Consider the following 24,888-nt stretch of genomic DNA (forward strand, 5'->3'; position numbering starts at 1 on the left):
GCTCATATCGTTCCGGCCAAGGCTTTGCCCGCAAATACGCCAACCATGGCGGTTTCCCTTTTGACGTAATGTCACCCGTTCCCTTTTTTTGCTTTCTTTCCGGAGGACAGGGAAAGCCGTGGTATGGCATACCGTGAGGATATGGGTAAGCATCATGCGGATTTTCATGGAGATGTGGCAGGGATTTTATGTAGGCTGAGGCAGGGCAAATAGATGAAAAATCCGCTTTTCCGAGACCTCTTTTTTCCGTTCACGCGGGTTCTTTCCCCTTTTCTGCGGTGAGGTTCGGAAAGTTATGCGGCGAACGATTTTTCGCTTTCAGCCAAACGAAAAATCGTTCGCCTGTGATTGATTTGCATATATGCGGTTTTTTAGGTGGAAATCGGTGGAATATGCGCATAAATATGCAAAAAGTCTTTCCGGTTGCTTCCGGAACTCATTTTTTTCATTCCCTTTTTACAAAGAAAGGCTGACATTTTGTTACCGTTTGGCCTAAAAGTGCGGTATGATGTTGTTTCTTAAAAATAAAAATGATAAATTTGGGCATTGGCTTTCGGCCTTTGGGGAGATTTATAGGGAATCGTTTCTGTCCGTTTCTTCCAAGGGGAGAATCATGCTAATGTATAACGGTTAAACAAAATGCAATGAAGAATACGTTTTTTGTTTTTGGGTGTGTGTCTTTTTTCATCGCGGGATGTAGTCCGAAAGTGATGACGGAAGTGGTGAAGTCTTATCCCGTCACGCGGGCATACGACGTACGGCTTTTCGAGGCAAAGGATACCTTGCCTTCCGTGGCCGAGGTGTTGGGGCGTGCCTCTGTGGAGAAGGGTACGGAAAGCGATGTTGAGACCATGGTCAAGGTGGAGACGGCCAAGGTGGGTGGCAACGCCTTTGCCGTGAAGGAAAAATCTTCGTCTTTCATGGGACGGTCGTGCAGGATGGATGGTTACATGTTACGTTTCCCGGGTACGCGTCTGGAAGTGGACCTGGCGTTGGGCGGGCTTGCCGCGAATCGTTTTTGGACGGATACGGGCCATGAGATCGTGAAGGATGAAGAGAAAGACGGCACGAGCACGCTTTACCTGAATGCAGGGGGAGGTTTCCTTACCAGTGAGTTGCGCACGCCCGGAGGGGTGGGCGTATGGGGACATCCGCGCCGGGGCACGGAGGTGCAGGCCGGATGGGACTGGGTGGGGCAGAGGGGGCTTGGCGGTGGCCTGTTCTTCTCGGCCTACCATTCCCGGGCTTATGGAATCGAGTCGCCGTTGGAGTTGGCCGACGAACGGTTCCACATGAACTTCTTCTATATCGGGCCGGAATTTGTAGCCCGGCTGTTTTTCAGTGATTATTGGTCTGTGAAGACCGGTTTGGGCTTGGGGGCATTCTTTTCGCGCGAAAAGGTGCGCGGCAACTCGCGGTTGGATTACGGTCTGGACGGTTGGGGCGGGCACTTCCAGTTGGGACTGGAATACCGTCTGGCCGAGCACGTCGGTGTTGGGGTGAACGGAGGGTACGTACTGGGTTGGTTTCCCGGTAAAGACTTTGCAAGGGAGTTCTTCTCCGATGACGGCTTGGGCGAACTAGGCGATTCTGGGAAACACGAAGGGCTGGACGGTTGTTTCCATTTCTTCGTGACAGGCGGACTGCGATTTTATTTTTAGGTCTTTATGTCTTTTCTGCGGGAGGACATAAAGAATCTCCCAGTCACGTATGTTGCGTAACCGGGAGATTTTTATGCCTGCATCTTTTGGCCTTACTACCTTACAACGAGTTTGTATCCGTTTACGATGTAGATGCCTTGTGGCAGTCCGTCAAGCGAAGTGGCCTGTTGGCGTACGCGGATTCCGCTGAGGCTGTACACGTCTGCTGGAGTGGCGAAAGGTCCGTCCAACTGTGCCTTGTCGGCCACGGTCTGCCGAATGCTAGTCACCTGGTCGGGCGACATGGTGCCGTAATAGTACAGGCGGAAGTTGTCGAAAATGGTCCAGTAAGCGGCCTGCACTTCCTCGCACCGCATGCCGACTTTCATTTTGGAATCATCCTCATCCAATTGCGTCACGACTCCGTTATCGTAAAGTTCGGCTGCGAAATAAAAGCTGGCGGCTTGCATGTTGTTCGGCACGTAACGGGTGGGGTTGGAGCCTACAGCCGTTTCGCTTCCGCCCAGTTTTTTGGTTTGTGCCTCAGCGGCGATGTTTTGTATTTTGGCTTCTTCGTCGCCTGCATAGATGACTACGTTGACATTGTCCTGTCCTGCGGTGAAAGCTTTGTACACGTCTTCTGTATTTCCCGGGCGTTGGAACGCTTGTCCCTTAAACTGGTAAGTTCCTGCCGGTAGTGCCGTGAGGGTCTGGTTGAAGTCGAATGCTTTCTCGAAGAATTCCCCACAGGAGAAAGAGATGGCCGGTTTGGTGGACCATCCTTCTCCGTCCTTGAGGCTGGCATCAGACATGAGGAATGTGATGTCGAAGGGGTGCTCCACACTTTTGGGGGTGGCTTCGGCCAGAAATGCCATACCGGCAGCCAAGGCTTCTTCGGTCAGTGTGGCGATGGCTTCGGTGGTGGTTTCAGCCTGGTTGGCTTTTTCCTCTATTTCCGAGAGTTTGGTTTGTAGCGCGGCATCCGTTCCGCTTTCGTCTTCCGTGTGTGGGGTTTCTGCCAATGCCTTGATATGTGCCAACATTTCCTCGAGTTCGGCCTTGCGTTCGTCCTTGATTGCCTGGTCGAATGCCTGAAGCCCTTCGCCGGAGAGTATGACCCAGCGTTGCCCCTTGGACGAATTGCTGATATTGAATGCTTCCGTGACGATTCTTCCTCCGGCATTGGAACCCATGCAATTCGGGTTGAGCACCTTTTCCGGATGTATGATCCAATATCCCCGTGTCGTGAGGGCATGGCCTTCGGTGCCGATGTTGACGTCGATGCGCCCTTTCATGAAATGGAATTTCTCGTCTACGGCGGGAAGGTCTTTTTCCTTGGTGAAGAATTTCTTTCTTGAAGCGTTATAGGTCAGATACTTGCCTGTCCCCACGTTTTGGAGTGAGTAGTAAGAGGTTTTCGGGTCGAAAGTGATATGCCATGCCGCGTTGTCATCGGCTTCGGCTTCGGCAGCTGTCATTTCCTCGCACTTGACGGTCGTCGTGTTAGGGTTGGCCACCAGATAGGAGGAATATAGGCCGGCATCCTCGTCCTCGTTCTTGAGGTAGTATTTTACGTTGTCCTCCTGTTCGAACACGTAAGCGGGGGTAGAGAATCCTCCGGTGGGTGGCAATCCGTCTTCTCCGAGTCCTTGCGTGATCAGGCCGTTCGCGATATAAAGCGCTTCGCTACCGTTGTCCTCATGCGCACCGTTGATGCCATAAGGCCACATGTGGGTGTTGTCTCCCGTCATGACAGCTGAGGGGTTGTTGTCCCAAAAGCGCAGTACTTCATTGGCGCGGTCTCCCAACCAGTCGCCCCGGTCACCGTTGGCTCTCATATTGCCGTCCCACCAAATGGCGTGTTGCCCTACACCGATGGCATGTCCCATCTCGTGCATGATGGTGCCTGTGCGTTGGTAACTGGCGTTGGGGCCTACGCGCATCCATCCTCCATAGCTGCAGTCTGCCGTGGGGGTGCCCGACCCGAAATTGACGCTTAAATGCAATCCTTGTATGCTGGTCAGGTTGTTCCAGTACTCTACGGCGGAACCTACGGCTGCGTTGATGCGTGCATTGGATTCGGCATCTCCCCCGTTGTTGTAGGACCACGTAATGGTTCCTTTTGGTATGGTGATGACTTTGATGGCATCGCCGTAACCCACGGCGTACCCTTTGGTCAAGGCATACGCCCGTATGTAATAAATGGTAGAAGGGGTCAGGTTCCTCAATACGTAGATACGCCCGTTGTTCTCTATATATTCGGTGGTCCGGTTGTCCAATATGGTCGGTTCTGGGTCTGTGCTCCAACAGAAACCTTGTTCGGCAAGTTCTGTTGCAGGCACTCCAGTAATGGTGCTCCGTCCGAATGCCATGGTAGAACCGCGCGCATAGCGCGTGTCGGTCACGACGGCAGGCGTGTCACCGGTTGGGTTAGCTACTCGGAAAGCCAAAAGGGCTGTCCCTAATTTTTCAACGGCTGTTGCTAAATCTTCCGCGTTTGCATCCAGGTTTTCAGCCAAGGCTTGCGCTTCTTGGATGACGGCGTGGAATTCAGCCGCCCCGTTCAGGGTTCCGTCACCGTAAGCCTCAAGTGACTTGTCTATAGCGGCTTGCAATTCCTGATAGGCGTGGATGGAGGTTTGCGCGGCTTCGGTGGCTTGGCGCAGGCGAATGGCTACGGGAGCCATATTGTCGTCCGTAGTGCTGTTTAGTTCCTGACGTGCGGCTTCGAGTGCCGCGTTCAATTCCTTGAGCACGTCTTTTTGCATCTTTTCGGATACCAGTGCCTGGCCTTTTTCAATGCGGCGTTGCAATTCCTCTTGGATTTCAGCCAAATCGTTATTGAGTGCGTAAAGCCGGAAATTGTCACAGGCAACCCAGTTGCCTGTGGCGTTCTCGGTCTTGAAACCTATGGTGGCTTGTCCTTCGATGACCGTGAATTCAAGGGAGTAATCGTTAGCGGCTCCGACGGCTACTTGTGCGTTGCCGGCAAAGACATACGCTCCACTTTGTGTGGCAGGGCTGTTTTGTTGGATGTTTTGCGCAGCCGCAGTCAACTTGTAGACTCCGTTCTTCAGCGTAGTCAGAGTTTGGTTGACATGGCAGTCGGCCACTTGGCCGCCTTGTCCTGTCCATCGTTCCACGTACGTGTTACCCTCTTTTAACTGAAAAGAGGTATTGGTCTGGCTTTGCATGCCGCTGTTTTCCCAATCCGTGAACTGGTTTTCAAAACTTGGGTTTTTCAAATAGGTTTCCGTCACATCCGTTTGTGCGAAAATCGGTTGGGGGCTCCAACAAGCCAAAGTCCCAATCATCAAGAGATGGAAGAATCTGTTTTTCATTCCACAGAAATTTAAGTTAATAATAATATCCTGTTTCCTGGTGTGATTGTTGGAACAGGTTTGAATAAAGTCTCAATATTGTACGCAAAATTAGCTTTTAAAGTGTCTAAGGCATGTCAATTATGTTGAAAATGATGGTAACTATGTTGATTTATCTTGTTCCGGATACCTCTTTTTGCCGTTATGGCATCTTTCGGGACATTTTCCGTCCGAAGTCTTCGTCGATGGAATTATGTATGCTGGCACAGGCGTTGGCTGCAAACCGGATGCCGTATGTCACGGCGTGTTCCCACTGTGCTTCGGAAAGGTCTGGCAAACCGGTACAGCGGATGCCATAGCGTATCAATCCGTAAATGAATCCGGCATTGAAGTTGTCACCGGCTCCGATGGTGCTTACCGTGCGCACGGGTGGTACCGGAAAACGGGAACTCCCTTTTGGGGTGCACAGCATGATGTTTTCCGCACCGCAGGTACAGAGGAACAGCGGGCAGTAGGGCGCGATATGGCGGTGGTAAATTTCTTCCGCGTCGCGTAGGCCGTACATAACCTCAAAGTCGTCGGCCGAACCGCGTACCACAGTGGCTAACCGGAAATTTTCATGGATGGCCGGAAGCAGTTCCTTTATGCGGTCTTGGTATGTGCGTCGGAAATTCAGGTCGTAATACAAGATGGCACCTTGTCCGTGCGCGTATTCCAAAAAAGCCTTGACCTGCGGGCGGATGTGCGGATTGAGTGCATAGTAGGAACCGAACTGCACGATGTCATCGGCCTCCACCGTGGGGTGGATGAAGCCCTTCAACGTACGTGGCGGTTGTTTGTAGAACATGTAATGGGCATCGTTCCGTTCATCGAGGAAAGCCAACGACACGGCAGACTGGATATCGTCGCGCATCCGCAGGAAACTGGCATCCACATGGTTGGCGTTCAAGAAATCCGCGATACGCCGTCCCACTTCATCGTGTCCCGTTTCGCCGACGAAAACAGCCGGGATGCCTGCCCGTCCGATGGAGATAATACTGTTGAACGACGAGCCTCCCGGTACAGCTGCCGTGGGTTGTTCCCCGTGGAAAATGATGTCCATGATGGTTTCGCCCATCCCAATGACTTTGCGCATGAATGTCTAGTTTAGAAACAAGTGAATGCAAACATACGATAAAAAAGTGGAATAAGTCGTAGAAAAAAGTGAAAAAAACGAAGATTTGTCGTATCTTTGCGCACCTAATTTTTAGGGAAGGCGGTTTTCAGGCGTGATGATACACTGAAGGGTTGTTTTTGTATGTAGTATGCGCCGTGCGCTGCCTTTGGTGTATTAATTTAATAATTAACGTATTGAAAACTTTTGAGGAGCTTGGTGTTTCTGCGGAAATCAGACAAGCTATTGAGGAAATGGGGTATGAACACCCGATGCCGGTACAGGAGGAAGTGATTCCTTATTTACTGGGAGTGAATAACGATGTTGTGGCACTGGCGCAGACCGGTACAGGGAAGACGGCGGCTTACGGCCTTCCTGTTTTGCAGAAAGTGGATGCTAGCCGGAACGAAACGCAGGCTTTGATCTTAAGTCCCACCCGAGAACTTTGTTTGCAGATAGCGGATGATTTGGAGAACTACTCTAAGTACTTGCCCGGTGTGCGCGTGTTGCCGGTGTACGGCGGTGCGAACATCGAACCGCAAATCCGTACGCTGAGGAAGGGCGTACAGGTCATTGTGGCTACGCCGGGCCGTCTGATCGACCTGATGGAGCGCAAGGCAGCTTCGCTGGAGCATGTGGAAAACGTGGTGTTGGACGAGGCTGACGAGATGCTTTCCATGGGGTTCACGGAGAGTATCGACAAGATTCTGGCCGGAGTGCCCGAAAATCACAACACATTACTCTTCTCTGCCACGATGAGCCGTGAGATAGAGCGTATCTCGAAGAAATACTTGCGCGATGCCAAGGAAATCGTGGTAGGTTCGCGTAATGAAGGAGCAGAAACGGTGAACCATGTGTATTACATGGTGCATGCCAAGGACAAATATCTGGCATTGAAACGCATCGTGGACTATTATCCCAAGATTTATGCCATTATTTTCTGCCGCACGCGTTTGGAAACGCAGGAAGTGGCAGATAAATTGATACAGGATGGGTACAATGCCGACTCGTTGCACGGGGATCTTTCGCAGCAACAACGTGACCTGACGATGCAGAAATTCCGCCAACACCGCGTACAGTTCCTCGTGGCTACCGACGTGGCGGCGCGAGGACTCGACGTGGAAGACTTGACGCACGTCATCAATTACGGCATGCCGGACGACATCGAGAATTACACGCACCGCAGCGGGCGTACAGGGCGTGCAGGCAAGAAAGGGACGAGCATTTGTATCGTTCACACGCGCGAACGTTCCAAAATCCGCGAGATAGAAAAGGTTATCGGCAAGGAGTTTGTGAAGGGAGAGATGCCCAGTGGCAAGGAAATCTGCGCCAAACAATTATATAAGGTAATAGACGACATCGAGCGTGTGGAAGTGGATGAGGAGGAAATCGAACAGTTCCTGCCCGAAGTGTACCGCAAGTTGGAATGGCTCGACAAGGAAGACCTCATCAAGCGTGTGGTGAGCCGGGAGTTCGGACGTTTCCTGCAATACTATGCCAACGCGCCTGAAATCAGCGAACCGACGGGACGTGGGGAGAAAGGCGGCAAGAAAGGCCAACGCGGCGGGCGCAAGCCCGAAGAGGGATACACCCGGTTGTTCCTTAACGTGGGTAAGGTGGACGGTTTCTATGCCAAAGAGGTGATGAAACTGGTGAACGACCATGTGCAAGGCAAGGTAGAAGTCGGGCGTATCGACCTGATGAAGAGCTTTTCTTTCTTTGAGGTGCCCGACGGTGAGGCCGACCGCGTGTTGCACGGGCTTTCCGGTGTGCAGGTGAAGGGACGTAAAGTCAACGTGGAAGTGGCTACCGGAGAGGCTCACGAAGCCGGAGATGGTAAGTCGAACCGTCGGTCCGGCCGTGGCGGTCGGGGCGGTGGTGACGCAAAGGGTGGTCGCGACCGCAAGAGACGCGGTGGAGGAAAAACCTATGAGGAGGCCATGTCCGGCAAAAGGAAAGGCAAGAAGGACAAGGATGTTGCCAATAAGGATAATGCACGGAAAGCAGCCAAGCCGTCTCGTGAGGAACGGGGTTACACCGAACCACGTGGTAAGAAATATACGAAAGATGATTGGAAACAGTTCTTTCAACCACAAGGCGGAAAAGATTTGCCGCAAGGAGGAAAGGACTTGGTAGGTGATGAGCCGGACTTCTCGGAAGAAGGATGGGCACGCCGCTTCCCGAAAAAATAAGCAATAATGCAAGACTCCCGGTTTGCTACAGATATGCAAACCGGGAGTCTTGCATTATTGCTTGCCGTTTCTTTGTTTTTTATCGTGCACCTATTTCTTGGATGAGACGTTCGGCTCTTCCCCATCGGTCGATGATGTAGAGTACATAACGGATATCCACACCGATGCAACGGGTCAAATCCTGTGTGAAAGTAATGTCGCTACTCAAGGCATCCCAGTTGCCGTCGAAAGCCAGTCCGATAAGTTCGCCTTTGCCGTTGAACATCGGGCTACCGGAATTTCCGCCGGTGATGTCATTGTTCGTCAGGAAACAGAGCTGCATTTCGCCGCTTTCCTTGTCTTTGTAAGGGCCGAAGTCGCCTTTTTCAAACAGGACCTTTACTTCCGGTTCCACCTTATATTCGTCGATTTTGTCGCTTTGTGCGACTTTATCCAACAGGCTCGGCATGGTAGTAAAGTAGTTCTGGTGTCCGGCAGCACTGGTGTAGTCGTCTACGAAGCCGTAACTCAGGCGCATGGTCGAGTTCGCATCCGAATAATGCGGTTGGTCCATTTCCATTTCAAGTATGGCTTCGCAAAGCAGTCTTTCCTTTTCTGCCACATCCATGTTGTACTGGCTGATTCCGTCAGATACCTTTCCGCCAAGTTCCATCACGCTCTTCAGGCATTTCAGTGCCATGTCATTATCTTTTTGTTCTTGGGTCAGCGTCAGGTTGACACAGTTTGTGTCGGTCAGGACCGACTGTTTGAACATGGCATCCACGTAGGCGCTGATGTCGTTATCGTATTCCTTTTCTATCGTCTGATAGAAGTCCGGCAGATATTCGGGTTTTACTTGTTTGGCGTAGTTGTCCATCAAGGCCGTCATCGTTTCCTTGTCGACCTCTTTGTTCCAGTCCTTGTATTGTTGACGCAGACGGTTTTTCCACGTTTCCTTTCCCGTTTCTTCTCCTGCGCTTTGCAGGTTGTTGAAGTACATGGCGATACGCAGCAAGTCGGGACCTCCAAGGAAAGACTCGTTGAGGAACGCGATGGCACGGTTACCGTCTTTGCGGGCTGCGTACGCTTTTTCGAGTTCGGGAGCCAAGTTACCAAAGTTTTCCTGTCTTTTTTTGCTTTTTTGTGCCCATTCGTTGATTTGTTGTTCTTGTTTTTTCTTCTGTTCTACGACTTTCAACTCTTTAAGGGCCTTGTTCATGCCGATGCTGTTTTTCCAATAGTTGGAACTGTTGGCATATTTGGAAGCGTACTGCAAACGGATTTTCGGATCACTGTCCATCCATTTCTTCCATATACTTTGCTTTAAGCCGCGTACATTGATTCGGGATTCGTTGGTATTCTCCATGCGTTCCACGATTCCGTAAGAAGAGAGATAACGGTTAGTACGTCCGGGATAGCCGATGGTCATACAGTAGTCTCCTTTCTTGAAACCATCCAAAGATACTTTAGCATAACGTTCGGCTTTCAACGGGCGGTTGTCCGCATTGTATCCGGCAGGTTGGTTATCCTTATCGGCATAAATGCGGAAGACACTGAAGTCACAGGTTTGGCGCGGCCACATCCAATTGTCCGTTTCACCGCCGAACTTGCCTAAGCTTTGAGGCGGCGCGAACACAAGGCGGATGTCATCGTATTGTTTATATACGTTGACGTAGAAAGCGTTTCCCGTGTAATAAGGACTGACTTCGCAAACCAACTCCGGGTATTTTTTCGCATATTCGTTTTCTATGGCCAGGCAGATGGAATCCACACCGTTCCAACGCATTTTTTCCTTGGCATTTTCACCCAATGTGGCCATCTCGGCGGCATGTTCCTTGTAGTATTTGTCCAAAGCTTTGTTTACCCGTTTAGTGATGTCTTCCGTCCTTTGCAGTATCTGTACATAGAGACCTTTTGCCGGAAGTTCTTCCGCTTGGGTGCGGGCCACGAATCCATTCTTCAGGATGTCGTTTTCAGGTGTGGCCAAAGCCTGTATGTTGCCGAAGCCACAGTGGTGGTTTGTAAAGACCAAACCATCCGGTGAGACAACGACACCGGAACAGAAACCGCCAAAACTTACCACAGCGTCTTTCAGCGAGGTCCCTTTCGTATTATACAATTCCTTTTCGCTCATTTGCAGTCCCAAATCTTTCATGACCTTCATGCTTTTGGGTGAAATGTGGCTGAGCATCCACATGCCCTCGTCGGCCTTCATACCGTTGAGGCCACAAACGAAAGCGAGTAACGTTAAAAACTTTTTCTTCATGTTTATTTGTTAATAGGGTTATTTGTCGTTATTTTCTATTTTAGTCCCGACGATGAGTTTCATGTCGGGTGTTTTAAGTCTGGTTTTCAGCCATTCTTCCATCTTCTCGCGCGTCTCGGTATTCAGTTTCTTTTTTAGGGTGAGGCTGACTAAGGTCAGTGAATCCTTTTGCAGGCTGTCACTAACAGCATAGGAGAAAGTGCGGGCAATGCTGACACGAGCCGCTTCTGGAAAGAGCGTAGCCATTTCCGCGCTGATGGACTGAGCCTGTAATTCGGTCTTTTTGTAAACGTCCAGTTCTTTTTGCAGTTTGTCCGCACGTTGTTGTTCGTTGGCTAAGAGTTGCGCGTTTTTGTCGGCTTGCCTGCTTGCCGGATCATTCAGCATGGTCTTCAGTTCGCTGGCACTAAGATTTTTTGTTCCTTGTACAATGGATAGTTTGGCATCTTCCAGTCCGAAATTTTCCATTTGGCTTTTCATTCGGGTTAATTCTTTTTCGGGGATTTCTTCACCGATGGTCACGAGGCGGATTTCTTTGGTATGATAGTCCACTTCTTTGGCTATTACCTGAGTTTGTTCCGATGTGACGACTTGTGCCACGAAGTTGTTGGCTTTGCTGGTGAAAAAGTTTTCACGTACCAACATGTAAGTCAGCAAGGTTGAGGGTAACATCGTCAATACAGCGATGGTGACGATGATGTGTTTCACTCTTTTTTCCCGTTGTTTGTCCACGAACACCTTCTTCTTGAAGTCGAAGATGTTGACTCCGATGAAAGTGGCAAGGCTTATGAATATGGAGTTAATCAGATAGAGATAGAAAGCTCCGGCGGCATAAATCCAGTTTCCGGTGGCTATGCCGAAGCCTGTGGTACAAAGGGGAGGCATGATGGCTGTGGCTATGGCTACGCCTGGGATTACGTTACCGCCTCGTTGCCCGGTGCTGCACAAGGCCACGATGCCGGCCAATCCGCCGAATAAGGCGATGAGCACATCGTAAATGGTGGGCGAGGTGCGGGCCAAAAGTTCCGACTGGGCTTCATCTATCGGGGTGATGGCAAAATAGAACGTGGCAGTGAGTACGCTGAAAATGGTGGCCGTGGCGAAACTTCGGAACGCCCTTTTGAGCAATTCGAAATCATTGATACCTACGCCTAATCCCATGCCCATGATAGGTCCCATGAGAGGTGAAATCAACATGGCACCGATGATGACGGCGGCCGAGTTGGTGTTCAGCCCTAAAGAAGCCACGAAGATGGCAAAAATCAGAATCCATAGATTGGCACCCCGGAATTCCACGCTGGCCTTGATGGAAGCTATCGTTTCTTCTTCGGGAGCTTTGTCGTTACGTAAGCTCAGCAACCTACGAATGAACAGGTTGAGGTAACCTCGTTCCTTTTTTGTCTTGTTTTCCATTGCTTTTATTTTTGAGGTTTACGAAAATATTTGCCGATGACCGGTAGGCTTCGTACCGGCAGGTCGTGTTTCAGGATATGTCCGACGAAGAGCAGGATGAGCACCGTGTTAATGCCCAACCGTGTCCATACGGGCCATTCTTCGGGCGTACCGGCCATGATGGCGTAGAAGCCCCCGGCAATCAGTACGTAGATGCCGATGGATTTCAACGGATAGCGGACGGGGTTTTTCTTCTGTCCCACAATGTAGGACAGGAGCATGGCTGTGGCGTATCCGGCGAAACCGCCCCAGGCACAAGCCATGTAGCTGTATGTCGGGATAAAGACGATGTTGACCGCAAAGAGGACCAAACAACCGGCAGTCGAGAACCAGGCCCCCCAAATCGTCTTGTCGATGAGCTTATACCAAAACGAAAGATTGAAGTATATCCCCATCATGATTTCGGCAGCCATGACAATGGGGACAACACGTAAGCCAGGCCAATAATCGGGTGCTATGATGCGTTTCAGGATGTCCATGTAGCCGATGACGCAGAGGTATGCCAGAAGGGTGAAGATGATGAAGAATTTCATGGCTGAGGCATAGGTCTCCCCACTGTTCTTGTCCTTAGCCTTGCCGAACACGAACGGCTCGTAAGCATAGCGGAAGGCTTGGGTAATCATGGCCATTATCATGGCAATCTTCACGCAGGCACCGTAGATGCCCAGTTCGGACTTGGCCGTTTCTGCGTCACCGTACACCAACGGGAAGATGATTTTGTCGGCCGTCTGGTTCAGGATGCCTGCAATGCCAAGAATCAGGATGGGCCAACTGTAGCCCAACATGCGTTTCATCAGCCGGGTGTCGAACCGATATTTGAATCCTGTCAGTTCGGGAATGAAGAAGAAGGTGATGAACGATGTACAGGCAAGGTTCAGGATGAAGGCATATCCCGGTCCGACAGACGGGTCATAGATTGCGCCCACCCATGCGTGGCGGACGTACAATGCCGGAAGCACGACGAAATAAAGGATGTTCAACGTGATGTTGAGCACGATGAACAGCATCTTCAACGCAAAAAACTTGATGGGACGGTGTTGGTAGCGCAGCCATGCGAAAGGAATAGATTGAAAGGCATCCAAGGCTACCGTGACCGCCATGACACCCACGTATTCCGGGTGTTCGGCATACCCCATGGCAGAAGCTATCGGATTAAGGAAAGAGAGTACGAGCAAGGCAAACAACAGAGACAGGCCACCTACCATGGTGAGTGTCGTGCTATAGACGGTTTGCGGGTTTTCCCCCTCTTTGTTGGCAAAACGGAACAGCGTGGTTTCCATGCCGAACGTGAGGATGACCATCAAAAGCGCCACGTAGGCATAAATGTTGGTCACGATGCCATAGCCTCCGCTTTCTACGGTCATCTTGGCCGTATAGAGCGGAACCAGCAAATAGTTCAGGAATCTTCCGATGATGCTGCTTAGTCCGTAGATGGCGGTGTCTTTGGCCACCGATTTCAATTCTGCCATATTTCGTCCGTTTTGTTTCTATTATGCCCCGAAAAAGAGATAAGCCACACCGATGGCGGCCACTATGCCTGCCAAATCGGCCAACAGGCCGCAAGCCACGGCATGCCGCGTGCGGGTGATGCCCACGCTGCCGAAGTAAACGGCCAATATATAAAAGGTGGTGTCTGTCGCGCCTTGGAAAATACAGCTCAACCGCCCCACGAAGGAGTCTGCACCGTAGGTCTCCATGGCATCCACCATCATGCCGCGCGCCCCGCTGCCGCTCAGCGGTTTCATCAGTGCGGTAGGCAAGGCACCGACAAAGCCTGCATCGCCGCCGCAGGCTTTGACGACAGCGGCGATGCCGTCTGTCAACAAGTCCATGGCACCCGAAGCACGGAATACCCCGATGCCCACTAAGATGGCGACTAAATAGGGAATGATGCGTACGGCTGTGGTAAAACCGTCTTTTGCTCCTTCGATAAAAGCGTCGTACACGTTAACGCGTTTTCTGACACCGGCAGCCATGAAAGCGATGATGATGCAGAACAGCAACACGTTGGCGATAGTCGTGCTCCACAAGTTCATTTCTTCTTTGTCCAACCGGCTGAAGCCGTACACGATGCCGGCCACGGCCAGACAGGCCCCTCCCAATGCCAGTACGACCACCCTGTCTAGCAGGTTGATGCGTTGATAAAGGCTGGTGACGATGATACCCGTCAGCGTGGAGGCAAAGGTCGCCAACAGAATCGGGATGAACACGTCCGTGGGCTGTGCCGCTCCCATTTGGGTCCGGTAAACCATGATGCTGACAGGGATGATGGTCAGTCCCGAAGTGTTCAGCACAAGGAACATGATCATCGGGTTGCTAGCTGTGTCTTTTTTCGGGTTCAGTTCCTGAAGGCTTTCCATGGCTTTCAGTCCCAAGGGCGTGGCCGCATTGTCCAGTCCCAACATATTGGCAGAGATGTTCATGAAAATGTTTCCGATGACGGGATGGTTCTTGGGAATGTCCGGGAAGAGCTTGCAGAAGAGCGGGCTGAGGCCGCGTGCCAATATATTGACCACTCCGCCCCGTTCCCCGATTTTCATGATGCCCATCCAAAGCGAGAGCACGCCGGTCAGGCCGAGGGAAATCTCGAAAGCCGTCTTGGCGGAACTGAACGTGGAGTCCATGATGGCCGGAAACACGCCGGCATCGCCTGCGAATACCAACTTCCCTGCCGCGATGAGGAATGCGATGCCGAAGAATGCCACCCAAATGTAATTCAGAACCATAGAAATCTCTCGTTACATGATTGAAAGGCAAAGTTACATAAAAAATGGGACGCATGCCCGTTTTGTGCGGAAAAGATGCTATCTTTGCCGCACAATGGAAGAAGATTTCGACATACGCCGTTCCTCAAACTCGTCTGCCGAGCGCGAGTTCGAGAATGCCTTGCGTCCGCTCCAGTTCGGGGATTTCAGCGGACAGTTGAAGGTGGTGGAAAACCTGAAAGTTTTCGTCGAGGCTGCCAAGTACAGGGGCGAGCCCCTCGACCATACTTTGTTGCACGGTCCTCCGGGATTGGGGAAGACCACGTTGAGCAACATCATAGCCAACGAACTGGGCGTGGGTTTCAAGGTCACGTCCGGCCCTGTACTGGACAAGCCGGGCGATTTGGCCGGTATCCTGACTTCGCTGGAGCCGAACGACGTGCTCTTTATCGACGAAATCCATCGGCTTAGTCCCGTAGTGGAGGAATATCTTTATTCCGCCATGGAGGACTACCGGATAGACATCATGATAGACAAAGGCCCGTCGGCGCGCAGCATACAACTCGATTTGAATCCCTTCACGTTGGTGGGTGCCACTACGCGCAGCGGCCTGCTTACCGCTCCCCTCCGTGCCCGTTTCGGCATCAACCTGCATCTGGAGTATTATGACGCTGAGGTGCTTTCGCGCATCGTGGAACGTTCGGCGCACATTCTTTCCGTACCCATCGAGCACGATGCTGCCATGGAGATTGCCGGACGCAGCCGTGGAACCCCCCGTATCGCCAATGCGCTTTTGCGGCGCGTGCGCGATTTTGCCCAGGTGCGCGGCACGGGACGGGTGGACATGGCCATTGCACGTTATGCATTGGAAGCTCTGAATATTGACCGCTACGGACTGGACGAGATAGACAACAAGATTCTGCTTACCATTATTGATAAGTTCAAGGGCGGGCCGGTTGGCATTACGACCATCGCCACGGCCATCGGGGAAGATGCGGGGACGGTGGAAGAGGTGTATGAGCCTTTCCTGATCAAAGAAGGGTTCATCAAGCGCACGCCGCGCGGACGGGAGGTGACGGACATGGCTTACAAGCATTTGGGGCGCAGCCGTTTCACGACGGAGTTGCAAGGCAGTTTGTTTGACGATTAAAACATAGGAAAGAGATGGTTACTTACAATACGGACGGCGTGAAGATGCCCTCCATCAAGAAACGCGAAAACACGGCCTGGGTGAAAGCCGTGGCTGCGAGTTACGGCAAAAGGGTAGGCGAGATTGCCTATATCTTCGTGGACGACGAGAAGATTCTGGAGGTGAACCGCCAGTATCTCGGGCACGATTATTACACGGACATCATCACGTTTGATTATTGCGAAGGTGACGTGATTTCGGGCGACCTCTTCATCAGCCTCGACACGGTGCGGACCAACGCCGAGCAGGTGGGGGCAACCTACGAAGAGGAACTGCACCGTGTCATCATACACGGTATCCTGCACCTTTGCGGCATTAACGACAAGGGGCCGGGCGAACGTGAAATCATGGAGGCGGCCGAAGACAAGGCTTTGGCTTTGCGTTCTTCATTGGCCCAATGACGGGAGGAGGCAAATGTGGAAGACCTTGTTGTGCGTCGGAGCCGGTAGTTTCGTGGGCGGCATGGCCCGCTACGGGCTGACCCGGTGGGTCTCGGCGGGCAATTTTACTCATCTCCCGTTGGGAACGATGGTCGTCAATGTGGCGGGTTGCCTGTTCATCGGCTTGTTGTACGGTTGGTTTGAGCGGACGGATGTCTTGTCCCCCGAGTGGCGTTTGTTCCTCACGGTGGGCTTTTGCGGAGGGTTTACCACCTTCTCCACGTTCGTACACGAGAACTACATCCTTTTCCTTTCAGACAAGTTCTGGTCGTTTGCCGCATACGCGGTGTTGAGCTTTGCCTTGGGGCTGTTGGCCGTGTGGTTCGGCCATTTTCTGGTACGTGTTTTCTGATTTGCGTCCCGAAGACACAAGATTGTCAATCTTAGACGTAAATCTTTTCCGGCGTTTCCCACGGAAAGGACTACTTTTACTCCGGTTAAACATGAAAGGGAAATGAAAAAGATTCTTTTTACGGTTGGGCTGTGGTGTCTGGCACTGTGCGTACAGGCTGACGGGCATATCAGCCGGTTGAGGGCGGAACTGCAAGACAGCCGCTCCGATTATGTATTCGTCGTGGCCCACAGGGGCGACTGGCGGCATGCGCCCGAGAACTCCGTGGCGGCCATCAAAGGGGCGGCAGACATGGGGGTGGACATGGTGGAGATTGACATCCAACGGACGAAGGACGGCGGTTTCGTGCTGATGCACGACGGGAGCATCGACCGCACGACGGAAGGCAAAGGCAACGTGGCAGACTACACGGTGGAGGAGCTGAAGCGTTTCCGCCTGCGCCGGGCGGACGGAAATCTTTCGGACGAGACCATACCCACGCTGGAGGAAGCCCTGACGGCTTGCAAGGGGGCGGTGTTGGTGAACATCGACAAGGGCGGAGATTACCTGTCCGAGATTGCGCCGATTATCCGCAAGACGGGTACGGAAGACCATGTGGTGCTGAAGGGGCGCGGCACGGTAGAGGAGGTGGAACGGCAGCTTTCCGGCTACAAGGACATTCTTTATATGCCCGTGGTGGATCTCGATGGCGAGGGAGCGATACCCTACGTCGCTTCGTTCCTTTCCGCATTCCGCCCGCAGGCCGTGGAGGTTATTTTCAAGACAGACCGTTTTGCCAAGTTGTCCTACTTGCCGGTGATAGCCGCATCGGATTGCCGTGTCTGGATCAATACGTTGTGGGCGAGCCTGTGCGGTGGCCATGAAGACGAGAAAGCCCTGTCCGACCCCGATGCCCACTGGGGCTGGGTGCTCGATCGCGGGGCCACTGTCATACAGACCGACCGTCCGGAAGAGTTGATTGAATATTTGGAGAAAAAAGGAAGAAGGAACCTTTGAACCAGTCCGGTTCCCACCGTAGAGCCTGAACGGTAAGATGGAAAAAGAGGTCGTCTGGAAGATTTTATCCGGACAGCCCCTTCAATATAATAGTTTTTTATTAACTTTGGCGAAAATAAAATGAGAATTTAACATGCAAGAGCGCCATTCCGACCGCGAACGTTATTTTGACGAGCAGGCCCGTACGACAGAGAAATATTATATTCCTTATATCCGTAAATGCTTCCCTGAACTTCCGCAAGAGGTGTTGGAAGTGGGTTGTGGCGAAGGGGGTAACCTGTTCTCGTTCGCGAAGTTGGGTTGTTCGGTGACAGGAGTGGACATTGCTGCCGGACGTGTTGCCGAGGCCCGTAAGTTTTTTGCCGAGAGAGGGGCGGAAGGTACTTTTGTCGCGTCCGACATTTTCAAATTGACGGAACTGGAGCATAAATTCTCCCTGATATTGGTGCACGATGTGATAGAGCATATCAACGACAAGGCCGGTTTCCTGAAAGGCCTGAAACGCTATCTTGCGCCGGGCGGCGTGGTGTTTATGGCCTTTCCGGCATGGCAAATGCCTTTCGGCGGCCACCAGCAAATAGCGCACAGCAAAGTGGTGTCTCATTTCCCGTTCCTCCATCTTCTGCCTTCTCCGCTCTATAAGGGCGTGTTGGCCGCAGCCGGTGAAGACGGGCCGACCATCCGCGAACTGATGAACATCAAGCGCACACGTTGCCCCATAGAGAAGTTTCAGGCGGCATTGTATGCCACCGGCTATCGGGTCGTAGACCGGCAACTCTATTTCATCAATCCGCATTACGAGACGAAATTCGGCCTGAAGCCCCGTAAGCTCCATGGTGCGCTTTCCGTCCTGCCATACGTGCGTAATTTTTTCAGTACAAGTTGTTTCTATCTCGTGCAGCCCGAAAGAGGGTGAATGCCGTTTGTCAAAATGTCATTCCGGCCTGTGCGTGGCTCGCGTATTTGGCGTAGGGTCGGGGAGTGACTTGAAATATCGCAATCTCGGGCTTCGGCGGGCATGCACGAAGATAGCTGAAAAGGCGTTGGACTGTCATAAAAGAACGGCATGTCTGGAATTGCCTGTATGGTTCGGGACGGCCTGTCGGCGTCGGTGGGTTTGGCCTTACTTTTTGACAGTCTGTTTAGACAAGTCGGAGAGGTTCAAATAGAGGAAAAAATACGTTTTGTGGTGTTTGGAAAACGGATTGGGAGAGGTTTTTTCCCGTTTTTCGTCATTTCATTTTTTCAATCTGCTGAGAATGATTTTTTTCTTTCAGCCGAATGATTTTTTATTCTCATGAGAAAAAACGGCATATATGCGATATTTTTCCGCATATATGCCGTTTGAAGTGAATATTTATGCAGCCATGCGTTCCTATCCTGCCCGTTTCCGCTTTGGGAAGATTCCGTAAGAAGCTGTTTGGGCTGACTTTTTGCCATGTCGGTCACGGCGAACGGTGACAGAATGAAAACGGTTGCCTTGTCATTCTCCCATACGGAAGTCGCTCACGGCAGTCTGTTGCAGCGAGACTTCCTCGAAAAGGCTTGTACATTCGTCCTTCTGGGGGCATTGGCTGGCGATGCCTACCCATATCTTGCCGGGATAGTAGTTTTTATAGAGCCGCACCATCTGCCATTCTTTTTGGTCAAGGGAATAATAACTGGCTATTGTGCGCGTGTCCGACGAAATCTTCAGATAGACGGAAGGTACGGTGAGCCGTTCATGGTTGTTGTCGTCGGAAGTCCCCTGGGTGCGCACCGTGACGATACGGTGGTTTCCGCGCTCGTCCTGTTCAAAAGCGAACTTCTGCCACAACGTGTCGTTGGCATACACGAAAAGGTCGGCCGCGTTGTACGTCCCCTCCGTGGTGAATCCCGGCGTCACTTTGGCCGTGAGCGTGAAAGGTTGGCTGTTGTCCACTTCCGTGAGCAGGATAGGCAGGGTGGTGTTGCTCAACTGTCCGCCGTTGGGGTCGCAAAAGAAGTCGAGTTTCTCCGTACAACGGAATTCTATTGCACGTCCGTCTTTCACGGTGACGCAAGTGTCTGCCCCGTTGAGTGCACCCGTGAACGTGATGCCATCCATGCGGACGTTGCAGGAAGCTACTTTGGCGGAAATCGCCGTAGTGTCGGCCGTGACCTCTTCCTCCATGTTTTTTTCCTGATTCTTTTGTTGGCAGCTTTGCGCAGCCAGTCCGGCAGCGATAAGTGCCGGGAGGATAAATGCTTTTCTCATAAATGGTATGATTATATTGGGGTTGTTTTGAATGCCTTTTGAAGGTTTCCGGTTCAAAAATACGTCGTTTTTACTTTCCGGCAAAATGAAAACAGGATGTTTTTGGGGGAATTCTCCTGAAAAAACGAAAAAAGTCAAACGATAATAAAAATCGTTTGACTTTTTCTTTGTACCCAGACCCGGGATCGAACCGGGATGGGTTGCCCCACTGGTGTTTGAGACCAGCGCGTCTACCTATTCCGCCATCTGGGCGCATCTCTCTTGATTGCGAGTGCAAAGGTAGGCGTTTTTTTTATATTTGCAAAACTTTAGCCGGTTTTTTTTCTTATTCCGGCATTATTTTATGAAAATCGTTTGATGGAAGCGGGCAGAGCGGCTTATGCCACTGACGATGTAGATGCCCGGATGGAGCGGGACTCGTAGGGTCTCGTCCTGAAGTAAGGTCTGGTAAATGCAGCCTCCTGAAGGGGCATAGATGCCGAGCCTGCAAGGGGTATCCGAAAGTTTGTCTGCCCGGAGTATGTTTCCCGGTTCGCAAGTGAGACGGAAAAGGGGCCGGGATGTATCATCGGGAAAGGAGATGCCCGGAACGGCATCCGGGTTTCCGCTGTCCGGTTGGCGCATAAAGAACCATTGGCGGTGGCAGGCAGTCGGAGCGGAACCGTATTCCCACAGACCGACTGTTGTGCCGGCCGTATGATGTTCGCCTTCCAAGTCGAAAGCCTTCGACCCGTCTTCTGTCATGATTTTATAAAAGAGCCGGTCGATGGGAGTGAGGGTAAAGCTTTGTCCGGCTTGGGGAGAAGTTTCATATCCTAACGCATAGTCCGGCGAGTGGTCGGTCAGGATATCACCGTTGCCGTTGGTAAAGGTATATCCGTTTCCGTCCGGTTGCAGTTTCCAAGTTTGTTCCGGAGTGTATGACAGAGGTTGTAAAGTCACCTTGCCGCCGGATGCCTGCAGGGCTTGGTCGGCTGCGTTACGGGGGCATATCCAGTAAGGAAGGCCGGGGCGTATGGCGTTGTCGGCATCCGCGCTTTCTTCCACGGGGATGACGAACGTGATGATGCTGTAGGCTGGGAGCTTGTAGGTCAGTATGCGGTCTTCGAGTGTGTAATCGGCCGTTGGGGACAAATCCTCGGTCTCCGAGCTACGGAGTGCCGTCAGCCCGTTGCTTATGGATTCGTAAAAACTTAAATCGGCACGATGCACGACGGGTAAGGCGTTCGGATTGATGGCCACTATGATGAGGCTGTCGCCTTCCGGGTTGCGGGCTGCCAGTGTCTGTCCGTTCAACGACGTGAGGAATGTGTAGCCCGGACGGATGAATTTACTGAAGTGTTGGCGGATGGAATAGTTCTTCACTTTGTGGTAGGTCTGTTTCGTGAAGTCGCCTTGCACCAGGCACCATTGGTCGTTGCCCTCCTCCACGTATTGCCAGTCCACCCACGCCACAGGCATAATGTAACGTATGTCGTCCATCAGTTTCTGTGCCAGGTTCAGGTTTCCGGCAATACCGCTTCCGCCGCTGCCTACTTCGCTCATCCATAGACGGATGCCCTGTTCCTTGCAGAGGGCACTGATTTGGCTGCGTGCCTGCGTGGTGGCCGAGTAGGTGTGCGTGTTCCATTGTCCGACGAGGGGCAGCACTCCGGCGGCCTGATAACCTTCAAAGTCCCTGACCGACTGTGCGGCATCGGTTTCTTCCGAGGCCGAGATGACGGTGTTCAGGCCGGAGGCTTTCAGGATGGGGTGCAACACTTTGAGGAAAGCCACTTGCGAGGCAATGTCGAAATGGCATCCTTCTTGTCCTCCGTTGGCTCCCCAATAACTCGTCATCGGTTCGTTGAAAGGCGAAAGCGTACGGAACTCTATGCCGTATTCCTCTTTATAATGTCGGCACACGTCTACCAGATAATGGGCGAATGCTTCATAGTATTCCGGTTTCAGGTTGTCGGCAGACGCATCAGTATTACCCGCACAACATCCGCTGTAAGTCATGTAGTAGGGACAGGAATTGCTGAAGGCCTCGAATATGGCATCCGGACGCTTCTCTTTGATTTTCAGCATGATTTTACGTTGTGTGGCATCACGGTTCCAAATGTATTCACCGTCCGGGCTGTCTTTGAAGCCTTCCATTTCCGCACGCAGGCCTTTTCCGCTTCCCATGTGGTGCGGCGTGCAGTTCCGGTTTTGCGGGTCGTCTCCCCCACCGATGTTGTAGCGGAAAATACGGTAGTCCAGTCCGTCCGGGCTGACTAGCCAATCCACAAGTTCGTCTATCTTCTCGTCGCTCCACTTCCCGCACATGTTAGCCCACCAGCAGAGCGAGATGCCCCATCCCTCGAACTGTTGGCGGGTAACGGCCGGGTTGATGACGTAGACTGAGGTGTCGGCAGGCGGAGCCTGATGCACGTCGGTCGTAAGGTACCACAGGTGCCGGGTGTCCGTCCCGTCTTTGTCCGAATACACGGCTGACGACGCTGTTGTCCCGTCCGTTCCTAAATATTTGTTGTTGTATTTGCAGCGCAGCTTGATGAAGAACTTTCCGGAGTTCTCTATGGCATACAAGGCTTTTGCCGATGAGGGGTCGGTTGTGAAGGACGTGTTCCATTGTCCGCTCAGTGACAGATAACCTTGTCCGTCGTCCGATTGCAAGGCATAATATCCGTTGCCGTCGGGGATGAATGTAAGTTTTTGGGGCGACGGGGCATCTGCGGCTTCCAATACCGCTCCTCCTTGGGCGTCTTTGGCCACATGGTTTCCACTGGAGTGCATGAGGAAAAATGCCGTGGGACTGTTGATGGTTTGTGCCAAAAGCAGGGCCGGCAACCACAGAAATATCCAACCGGCCAGATAAGTGTAAAGTCTGTTCTTCATCTGTTTTGAATTTGAAATCAGGTTGATGGGGTAAAAGTACGATGAATCTGCAAGAATAACAAGCAAAAAGGGGATAAAAGTTTATAGCTGAAAGTATTTATGGCTTCTTACCGGAAGATTATGAGGAAAAAGTTGGCTTTGAAGGCGTTTTTTATTAGTTTTGCGAAGACTACTTATTTATTATTTATCAAAAGAAGAAGCGTATGAATACATTGAAGAATTTTGTTTTCGGTATGTGCTTGTGCGGCACATTCGGGTTGGGGCTGACCCTGTTGGGTTCTTGTACATCTTCGGGTGGAAAGACGGAGGCGGTCATGTCCGATAGTGTGGATACAGAGCAAGGAAATGCGGTGGTCGAGGCCATAATGTCCCGGCGCAGTATTCGTAAGTACAAAGACCAACCGGTGGAACGCGAGAAACTGGAGACTATTGTGAATTGCGGTATCAATGCGCCCAGCGGGATGAACCGTCAGCCTTGGCAGGTGCGTGTGGTGGACAATGCCGATTATATCAATGGAATCACGGAGGTTTTCAAAAAAGCCAATCCGAAGGCGGCCGAAGAACCCGGTTTCAAGAATATGTTCCGGAATGCTCCGGCCGTAATATTCATCGCATCCCCGAAGGACGGAAGCGGCCAGTTGGACTGCGGGCTTTTAGGTGAAAACATGGTGTTGGCAGCACAGTCTTTAGGACTCGGAACTTGTTGCCTTGGCGGTCCGATTGCTTTCATGACAGGCAATCAGGAGGCCGCTTCTTATCTGGAACGTTTGCAACTCCCGGAAGATTATGTTCTGCTGTATGCCATTGCTGTGGGTTATCCAGACGAGTCTCCCGCTGCCAAACCGAGAGATGCGGAGAAGGTTAAGTTTGTGGAATAAACTGTGTATTTAAGTGATTTTAAAATTCCTTTTTCGAGTTTGTTCGTGAAAAGGGTTAACTTAGCGACAGTTTACACTAGCCTTTGAATTATGGAAGCAAAAGACCAGAATTATTGTGTGATATTGGCCGGCGGCATCGGCAGTCGTTTGTGGCCTGTAAGTCGTAAAGAGTTGCCCAAACAGTTTCTCGACTGGTTCGGAACGGGGCGTACTTTATTGCAACAGACCTACGACCGTTTTCGCAAGATTATCGATACCAAGCATATTTTTATCGTGACCAACGAGCATTATGCGGATTTGGTAAGGGAACAGTTGCCGGATGTGGCACAAGACAGAATATTGAAAGAACCTATCCGGCGGAACACCTTGCCGAGCGTGGCGTGGGCTACGACGTGCATCAGCCACCTTTGTCCGCACGCCAATGTGATAGTTTCTCCCGCCGACCAGTTGATTCTGGAGGAGAAAAACTTCGATGATGACGTGCTGAAAGGATTGGACTTCGTGGGGCATTCGGATTGTCTGCTGACCATGGGAGTAAAGCCGACCCGTCCCGATACCGGGTACGGGTATATCCAAGCCCATGAGAATATGGAGGAAGGGGCGTTTGCCCGTGTGAAGTCCTTTACGGAGAAGCCCGCGTTGGATTTTGCCCGTGTATTCATGGAAAGCGGGGAGTTTTACTGGAATACAGGGTTATATCTGTACAACGTCCGTACCATGATGAAGGCGATTCATGATTTGGTGCCAGACTATCGGGACAGCCTGACGGAGGCCATCGATGCCATTGACGAAGATGATTTCTGTCGCGTGCCGGCCCATTTCGATACCTTGCCGAACCTTTCATTGGATTATAGTATTTTGGAAAAGAGCGAGAATGTCTATGTACAGGTGTGCGACTTCGGATGGGCGGATTTGGGCTCATGGTGCTCCCTGCACAATGATACGCAGCACGACCGGCAGGACAACGTGTTGCTTAATACCGAAGCCTTGCTGTACAACAGTGAAGGGAATGTCATTTGTTTGCCTAAGGGAAGGATAGCCGTTATTGATGGATTGAAGGGCTTTGTCGTGGCAGAAAAAGGCGATGTGCTGATGATTTGCCCCAAGGATGACAGTGCGGCATTAAGGCGTATGATGACAGATGCCCAGATGAAGTTGGGAGAAGAGTTTATTTAGCTTTCTTATTATAATAAGGTATAATAAAAGCGCG

17 protein-coding genes and 1 tRNA gene are annotated in these 24,888 nt (G+C 51.7%); 9 read left to right on the forward strand and 9 right to left on the reverse strand.

Annotated features, from left to right (window positions below):
• Positions 1-644 precede the first annotated feature (644 nt).
• Positions 645-1,661, forward strand: a complete 1,017-nt coding sequence (locus tag AC5RDV_RS05520; RefSeq protein WP_282747723.1) for an outer membrane beta-barrel protein — start codon at positions 645-647, stop codon at positions 1,659-1,661.
• A gap of 95 nt (positions 1,662-1,756) precedes the next feature.
• On the opposite strand, the gene AC5RDV_RS05525 is transcribed toward AC5RDV_RS05520, so the two are convergent.
• Positions 1,757-4,981, reverse strand: coding sequence for a hypothetical protein (locus AC5RDV_RS05525; protein WP_282747722.1), 3,225 nt, complete (start codon positions 4,979-4,981; stop codon positions 1,757-1,759).
• Positions 4,982-5,162: 181 nt separating this feature from the next.
• Positions 5,163-6,095 (reverse strand): carbohydrate kinase family protein, encoded by a 933-nt coding sequence (locus AC5RDV_RS05530; protein WP_282747721.1) that lies wholly within the window; start codon positions 6,093-6,095, stop codon positions 5,163-5,165.
• A 215-nt stretch (positions 6,096-6,310) separates the two neighbouring features.
• On the opposite strand from AC5RDV_RS05530, the gene AC5RDV_RS05535 reads away from it, so the two are divergent.
• A complete protein-coding gene (locus AC5RDV_RS05535; protein ID WP_008629397.1) occupies positions 6,311-8,305 on the forward strand; it encodes a DEAD/DEAH box helicase in 1,995 nt (664 codons plus the stop codon).
• A 79-nt stretch (positions 8,306-8,384) separates the two neighbouring features.
• Here the strand turns inward: AC5RDV_RS05535 and AC5RDV_RS05540 are convergent, their stop codons facing one another.
• From AC5RDV_RS05540 to AC5RDV_RS05555, 4 genes are read right to left on the reverse strand one after another with little or no spacing between them, the layout of a single operon-like run.
• A complete protein-coding gene (locus AC5RDV_RS05540) occupies positions 8,385-10,550 on the reverse strand; it encodes a S46 family peptidase (protein ID WP_195995995.1) in 2,166 nt (721 codons plus the stop codon).
• An 18-nt stretch (positions 10,551-10,568) separates the two neighbouring features.
• A complete protein-coding gene (locus AC5RDV_RS05545; RefSeq protein WP_008629400.1) occupies positions 10,569-11,963 on the reverse strand; it encodes a TIGR00341 family protein in 1,395 nt (464 codons plus the stop codon).
• 5 nt (positions 11,964-11,968) lie between these two features.
• Positions 11,969-13,471, reverse strand: a complete 1,503-nt coding sequence (locus tag AC5RDV_RS05550; RefSeq protein WP_008629402.1) for a lipopolysaccharide biosynthesis protein — start codon at positions 13,469-13,471, stop codon at positions 11,969-11,971.
• A gap of 21 nt (positions 13,472-13,492) precedes the next feature.
• Entirely contained in the window at positions 13,493-14,728 is a 1,236-nt protein-coding gene (locus AC5RDV_RS05555; protein ID WP_282747720.1) for a nucleoside recognition domain-containing protein, read from the reverse strand.
• A 94-nt stretch (positions 14,729-14,822) separates the two neighbouring features.
• Between AC5RDV_RS05555 and ruvB the strand changes: the two genes are divergently transcribed.
• The 5 genes from ruvB to AC5RDV_RS05580 all read left to right on the forward strand — a co-directional run bounded on the left by ruvB (position 14,823) and on the right by AC5RDV_RS05580 (position 18,600).
• Positions 14,823-15,857, forward strand: coding sequence for a Holliday junction branch migration DNA helicase RuvB (ruvB, locus tag AC5RDV_RS05560; RefSeq protein ID WP_008629409.1), 1,035 nt, complete (start codon positions 14,823-14,825; stop codon positions 15,855-15,857).
• 14 nt (positions 15,858-15,871) lie between these two features.
• The gene (gene ybeY, locus AC5RDV_RS05565) at positions 15,872-16,297 is read left to right on the forward strand and encodes an rRNA maturation RNase YbeY (protein WP_008629410.1); all 426 of its coding nucleotides are present in this window, start codon (positions 15,872-15,874) and stop codon (positions 16,295-16,297) included.
• Between the two features lie 13 nt (positions 16,298-16,310).
• Positions 16,311-16,688, forward strand: coding sequence for a fluoride efflux transporter CrcB (gene crcB / locus AC5RDV_RS05570; protein ID WP_282747719.1), 378 nt, complete (start codon positions 16,311-16,313; stop codon positions 16,686-16,688).
• 102 nt (positions 16,689-16,790) lie between these two features.
• On the forward strand, positions 16,791-17,684 hold the full coding sequence (locus AC5RDV_RS05575) for a glycerophosphodiester phosphodiesterase family protein (protein WP_282747718.1): 894 nt from the start codon (positions 16,791-16,793) through the stop codon (positions 17,682-17,684).
• 133 nt (positions 17,685-17,817) lie between these two features.
• A complete protein-coding gene (locus AC5RDV_RS05580; RefSeq protein WP_276787462.1) occupies positions 17,818-18,600 on the forward strand; it encodes a class I SAM-dependent methyltransferase in 783 nt (260 codons plus the stop codon).
• A gap of 567 nt (positions 18,601-19,167) precedes the next feature.
• Here the strand turns inward: AC5RDV_RS05580 and AC5RDV_RS05585 are convergent.
• The 3 genes from AC5RDV_RS05585 to AC5RDV_RS05595 form a co-directional block, all read right to left on the reverse strand.
• Complete coding sequence (locus tag AC5RDV_RS05585; protein ID WP_428388214.1) at positions 19,168-19,770, reverse strand: DUF1349 domain-containing protein; 603 nt, start codon at positions 19,768-19,770, stop codon at positions 19,168-19,170.
• Positions 19,771-20,090: 320 nt separating this feature from the next.
• Positions 20,091-20,172, reverse strand: a tRNA-Leu gene (locus tag AC5RDV_RS05590).
• An 84-nt stretch (positions 20,173-20,256) separates the two neighbouring features.
• Positions 20,257-22,800 (reverse strand): glycoside hydrolase, encoded by a 2,544-nt coding sequence (locus tag AC5RDV_RS05595; RefSeq protein ID WP_282747717.1) that lies wholly within the window; start codon positions 22,798-22,800, stop codon positions 20,257-20,259.
• A gap of 203 nt (positions 22,801-23,003) precedes the next feature.
• On the opposite strand from AC5RDV_RS05595, the gene AC5RDV_RS05600 reads away from it, so the two are divergent.
• Entirely contained in the window at positions 23,004-23,678 is a 675-nt protein-coding gene (locus AC5RDV_RS05600) for a nitroreductase family protein (RefSeq protein ID WP_021979398.1), read from the forward strand.
• Between the two features lie 90 nt (positions 23,679-23,768).
• Positions 23,769-24,854: a mannose-1-phosphate guanylyltransferase gene (locus AC5RDV_RS05605; RefSeq protein ID WP_008629418.1), complete on the forward strand. Its 1,086-nt coding sequence runs from the start codon at positions 23,769-23,771 to the stop codon at positions 24,852-24,854.
• Positions 24,855-24,888 lie beyond the last annotated feature (34 nt).

The organism is Paraprevotella sp., assembly GCF_986071375.1.